Consider the following 4708-nt stretch of genomic DNA (forward strand, 5'->3'; position numbering starts at 1 on the left):
GCAGGCTCCAGCTTCCATCCGCCTGCGGCTCGCCCAGGGCGACATAGACGTCGCCGGTCAGGGTGGTGTGGATCGCCACCTCGCTGGTCGGCATCTGCGCCACCGGGTAGAAGCGCTTCTCGGGCGCCATGTCGGTGACGAAGGCGCCGTCGCGCAGCAGCTTCAGGTCGCCCAGGCTGGTCTGGTAGTTCGGCCCCTGCTGCGCCGTGACGCCGTCGAACTCGACCGCGTAGCCGGCGGCGAGGTCGATGCGGTCGCCCGGCTTCGCCAGCACCAGCCGCTCGGTCGACCAGTAGCTGGAGCCGATCATGCCCAAGAGCGCGATGCCGAGCCCGGCATGGGCGAAGGCGGTGCCCCAGGCGCTGCGCGGCAGGCCGATGGCGCGGGACAGGCTGTCGCGCAGCGGGATCCGGAATAGGCGCACCCGCTCGGCGATCTCGGTGATCGCGCCGAGCACGACCCAGGCGCCGAAGGCGATGCCGAGCAGCGCCAGCACCGGCCCGCCGCCCTGCAGCCACAGCGCCGCGAGGGCGACGACCACCGCACCGGCGGCGGCGAATTTCAGCCGGCCGAGCACGCCCGGCAGGTCGCCGCGCTTCCAGGCCATCAGCGGCGCGACCACCATCACCACCACCACCGGCGTCATCAGCGGCACGAAGGTGAGCTGGTAGTATGGCTTGCCAACCGACACGGTCTTGTCGAGCAGCGGGTAGAGGGTGCCGAAGAACACGGTCAGCGTGGCGGTGCAGATCAAGAGGTTGTTCAGCACAAGCGCCCCTTCCCGGCTGATCGGGGCGAAAACGCCGCCCAGCTTCAGCCGCGGCGCGCGCAGGGCGTAGAGGGTGAAGGCGCCGCCGACGGTGACCGCCAGCAGCAGCAGGATGAACACCCCACGTTCCGGATCCACCGCGAAGGCGTGCACCGAGGTGATGATGCCGGATCGCACCAGGAAGGTGCCGACCAGGCTGAGCCCGAAGGTGAGGATGGCCAGCAGGACGGTCCAGCTCTTCAGCGCGTCGCGCTTCTCGACCACCAAAGCGGAATGCAGGAGCGCGGTGCCGGACAGCCAGGGCATCAGCGACGCGTTCTCGACCGGATCCCAGAACCACCAGCCGCCCCAGCCCAGCTCGTAATAGGCCCAATAGGAGCCGAGCGCGATGCCGACGGTCAGGAACGACCAGGCGGCCAGCGTCCAGGGCCGCACCCAGCGCGCCCAGGCGGGGTCGACTCGGCCCTCGATCAGCGCCGCGACGGCGAAGGAGAAGGCCATCGAGAAGCCGACATAGCCGAGATAGAGGAAGGGCGGGTGGAAGGCCAGGCCGGGGTCCTGCAGCAGCGGGTTCATGTCCCGGCCGTCGATCGGCGCCGGGTCGAACCGCAGGAACGGGTTCGAGGTCAGGATGATGAAGGCCAGGAAGCCGACGCCGATCATGCCCTGCACTGCCAGCACCCGGGCCTTCAGCGTCGGCGGCAGGGTGCCGCCGAACAGCGCCACCGCGGCGCCGAACAAGGCCAGGATAAGGACCCAGAGCAGCATCGAGCCCTCATGGTTCCCCCAGACGCCGGTGATCTTGTAGAGCATCGGCTTGGTGGAGAGACTGTTGTTCGCCACCAGCGCCACCGAAAAGTCGGAGACGACATAGGCCCAGGTCAGCGCCGCGAAGGCGATGCCGATGGCGGCCAGCTGCAGCGTCGCCGCCGGCTCGGCGACCGCCATCAGCCCGGGATGGCGCTTGGCGGCGCCCCACAGCGGCAGGGTCGACTGCACCAGGGCCAGGACCAGCGCCAGCACCAGCGCGTAATGGCCGATCTCGGGGATCATTGGGCGGCCACCGTGCCGGAGGACAGGGCGGGCTTGCCGGAGGCCCCCGGCGCGCCCGGATGGCCGGCGTCCTGCAGCGCCTTGGCGACTTCGGGCGGCATGTATTTCTCGTCGTGCTTGGCCAGCAGCTCGTCAGCGACGAAGGTGCCGTCGCCCTCGACCCGACCATGCGCCACCACGCCCTGGCCCTCGCGGAACAGGTCGGGGACGATGCCGGCATAGCGCACCGGCACGTCATAGGCTGTGTCGGTGACGGTGAAGGTGATGGTCCGCCCGTCCGGCAGGCGGTGCAGCGACCCCTGCACCACCAGCCCGCCGAGGCGGAAACGCTGCCCTTCCGCCACCTTGCCGTCATGCAGCTCGGTCGGGCTGTAGAAGAACAGCAGGTTGTCCTGGAAGGCGGTCAGGGCCAGGGCCGAGGCGGTGCCGAGGCCGAGGGCGGCGAGGCCCAGCAGCATCAGGCGGCGGCGCTTGCGGGTCATGCCCGTCTCCCCCGGCCGCGCAGCTGCTCCAGCGCCTCGAGGCTGCGCCGGCTGCTGCGCCGCCGCGCCAGGGTGGCGGCGACCAGCCCGACCAGCACCACCACGGCCGCGCCGTAGGCGGTCCAGACATAGGCGGCATAGCCGCCCATCGCGAGGAACTCGGCCACGCCCGTCATCCGACCGGCTGCTCCAGCCCGGGGGCCTCGCCGCGCCGCGCGGCCATGGCGGTGGCCAGGCGCAGGGCGCGGATCCGCCGCTCGGCGATCTCGGTTTCGGTGCGCAGCAGCACCAGCCAGACGAACAGCGCGGTGAAGGCCACCGCCATCAGCAGCAGCGGCAGCAGCATCGAGCCATCGAGGGTGGAGCCGCCCAGCTTCATCACCGAGGCCGGCTGGTGCAGCGTGTTCCACCAGTCGACCGAGAATTTGATGATCGGCAGGTTGACGGCGCCGACCAGGGTCAGGACCGCACCGGCCTTCAGGCCGCGCTGCGGGTCGTCGAAGGCGGAGACCAGCACGATATAACCGAGATAGATGAAGAACAGGATCAGCACGCTGGTCAGCCGCGCGTCCCACACCCACCAGGTGCCCCACATCGGCTGGCCCCAGAGCGAGCCGGTCAGCAGGCACAGCGCGGTGAAGCCTGCGCCGAGCGGCGCCGCCGCCTTGGTGTAGAGCTCGGCCACCGGATGCTTCCACACCAGCCCGACGGCCGAGGCCACGGCCATGGTGGTGTAGACCATCATCGCCATCCAGGCCGAGGGCACATGGATGTACATGATCCGCACCGTCTCGCCCTGCTGGTAGTCCGGCGGCGAATCGAACAGGGCGAACCACAGGCCGGCGCCGAGGGTCAGCAGGGCGACTCCTAGGACCCAGGGCCGCAGGGCGGCGCTCAGGCGCAGGAAGCGGGCCGGGTTGGCGAAGCGATGCATGGGCGTGGCGTGGCGGTCGTTGGATCCACAATAGACAAAGCTAGATCGCCTGTCGGCGGTTCAATTGCCGCGCCCCGCGGGGCCGCCGGCCGAAGCGCCCGACGCCCGGATGGCGTCGCGCAGCTCGGGGTGGAAGGCGCCGTAGTCGCAGGTCAGCTCCTCCCCCGCCGCGATGTCGCGCCGGGCGACGCAGACCTCGCCCACCGTCTCCAGCGTCGGGTCGTCGCTGTGGTTCATGAAGCGGGCATCGTCGAGGTTCAGCGACAGGCCGCCCGGCAGCTCCGGCGCCGGATAGGCATAGCGCTCGAGGAAGTCGCGCGCGGTCTCCGGCAGGGCCGCGACCTGGGCGTCGGGCACGAAGACATCGAACACGGGATGCCAGCGCCACACCTCGGTGCCGGCGGCGATCGGTTCGGCGGCGAGCAGGCCCAGCCCTTGAATCCGGCTGGGACCGACGGTCGTGGGGACGAGAAGCATCGGCCGGGTTCCTTTTCCCCAAGCATTACGCGAGCCCGGCCCCCGCGTCATCCAGGACGAAGGGCCGAGAGGCGAGAGATCGTGAGGGACGCCCCCTCCTTCCTGTCGTTACCGGGCTCGACCCAGCGAGAGAGAGCCCTAAGACTGCGCCTGCCGGATCGCCGCCGCCGCGGCGATCGGGGCCAGGGGCAGGGCGGCGGCGAGGCAGCCGCCGAGCAGCAGCAGGTGTGGCCGGGCGGTCAGGCCGGTCGCTACCGCCTCCACCGCCGCCGCGCCGAAGATCAGCACCGGGACGAAGAGCGGCAGGATCAGCAGTGCCAGCAGCGCCCCGCCGCGCCGGGCGCCGAGGGTCAGGGCAGAGCCGACCGCGCCAATCAGGCTGAGGCAGGGCGTGCCGAGCAGCAGCGACAGCGCCAGCACCGGCCAGGACGCCGCCTGCAGCCCCAGCATCGCCGCCATCAGCGGCGACAGCAGGATCAGCGGCAGCCCCGTCAGCAGCCAATGCGCCAGCGCCTTGGCCAGCACCGCGGCCTCCAGCGGCAGCGGCGACAGCATCAGCAGGTCGAGCGACCCGTCCTCGTAGTCCTGGGCGAACAGCCGGTCGAGCGCCAGCAAGGTCGCCAGCAGCGCCGCGACCCAGACCACGCCGGCGGCGATCCGGCCGAGCAGCGCCAGCTCCGGCCCCACGCCGAGCGGGAACAGCACCACGGTGATGACGAAGAAGGCCAGCACGGCGGCGACGTCGCCGCCGGAGCGCAGGGCCAGGCGCAGGTCGCGCGACAGCAAAGCGAGGAAGGCGCTCACAGCGGCAGCTCCTCCGCCGCGTACTCCTGCAGCGCCAGGCCGCGCGCGCCGTCGAGCGCCAGCGGCACATGCGTCGCCAGCATCACCAGCCCGCCGGCGGCGCGGTGCCGGGCAATGCGCCCCTCCAGCCGCGCCACCGAGGCGACGTCGAGGCCGAGGGTCGGCTCGTCCAGCAGCCACAAAGCGGCA

The 4708-nt window shown here is 71.3% G+C and carries 6 protein-coding genes and 1 pseudogene; all 7 read right to left on the minus strand.

Going from position 1 to position 4708, the window contains the following annotated elements:
• A partial coding sequence (locus tag P409_RS27120; RefSeq protein ID WP_034845736.1) for a heme lyase CcmF/NrfE family subunit occupies positions 1-1822 on the minus strand: 1822 nt, incomplete at its 3' end.
• Positions 1819-2304 carry a cytochrome c maturation protein CcmE gene (gene ccmE / locus P409_RS27125; protein WP_034845738.1) on the minus strand — a complete coding sequence of 162 codons (486 nt, stop codon included), beginning with the start codon at positions 2302-2304 and terminating at the stop codon, positions 1819-1821. The genes P409_RS27120 and ccmE, both read right to left, overlap by 4 nt.
• Positions 2301-2471, minus strand: coding sequence for a heme exporter protein CcmD (gene ccmD, locus P409_RS27130; RefSeq protein WP_152613564.1), 171 nt, complete (start codon positions 2469-2471; stop codon positions 2301-2303). Before ccmD ends, ccmE begins: the two co-directional genes overlap by 4 nt.
• 5 nt (positions 2472-2476) lie before the next feature.
• Complete coding sequence (locus P409_RS27135) at positions 2477-3238, minus strand: heme ABC transporter permease (RefSeq protein ID WP_034845742.1); 762 nt, start codon at positions 3236-3238, stop codon at positions 2477-2479.
• Between the two features lie 60 nt (positions 3239-3298).
• Positions 3299-3715, minus strand: coding sequence for an SET domain-containing protein (locus tag P409_RS27140; protein ID WP_034845744.1), 417 nt, complete (start codon positions 3713-3715; stop codon positions 3299-3301).
• Between the two features lie 138 nt (positions 3716-3853).
• The gene (gene ccmB / locus P409_RS27145) at positions 3854-4519 is read right to left on the minus strand and encodes a heme exporter protein CcmB (protein ID WP_034845746.1); all 666 of its coding nucleotides are present in this window, start codon (positions 4517-4519) and stop codon (positions 3854-3856) included.
• Positions 4516-4708, minus strand: a pseudogene (locus tag P409_RS39300) (heme ABC exporter ATP-binding protein CcmA); the annotation flags it as partial. The pseudogene P409_RS39300 and the gene ccmB, both read right to left, overlap by 4 nt.

It is taken from the genome of Inquilinus limosus MP06, from assembly GCF_000767795.1.
Classification (GTDB): domain Bacteria; phylum Pseudomonadota; class Alphaproteobacteria; order DSM-16000; family Inquilinaceae; genus Inquilinus; species Inquilinus limosus_E.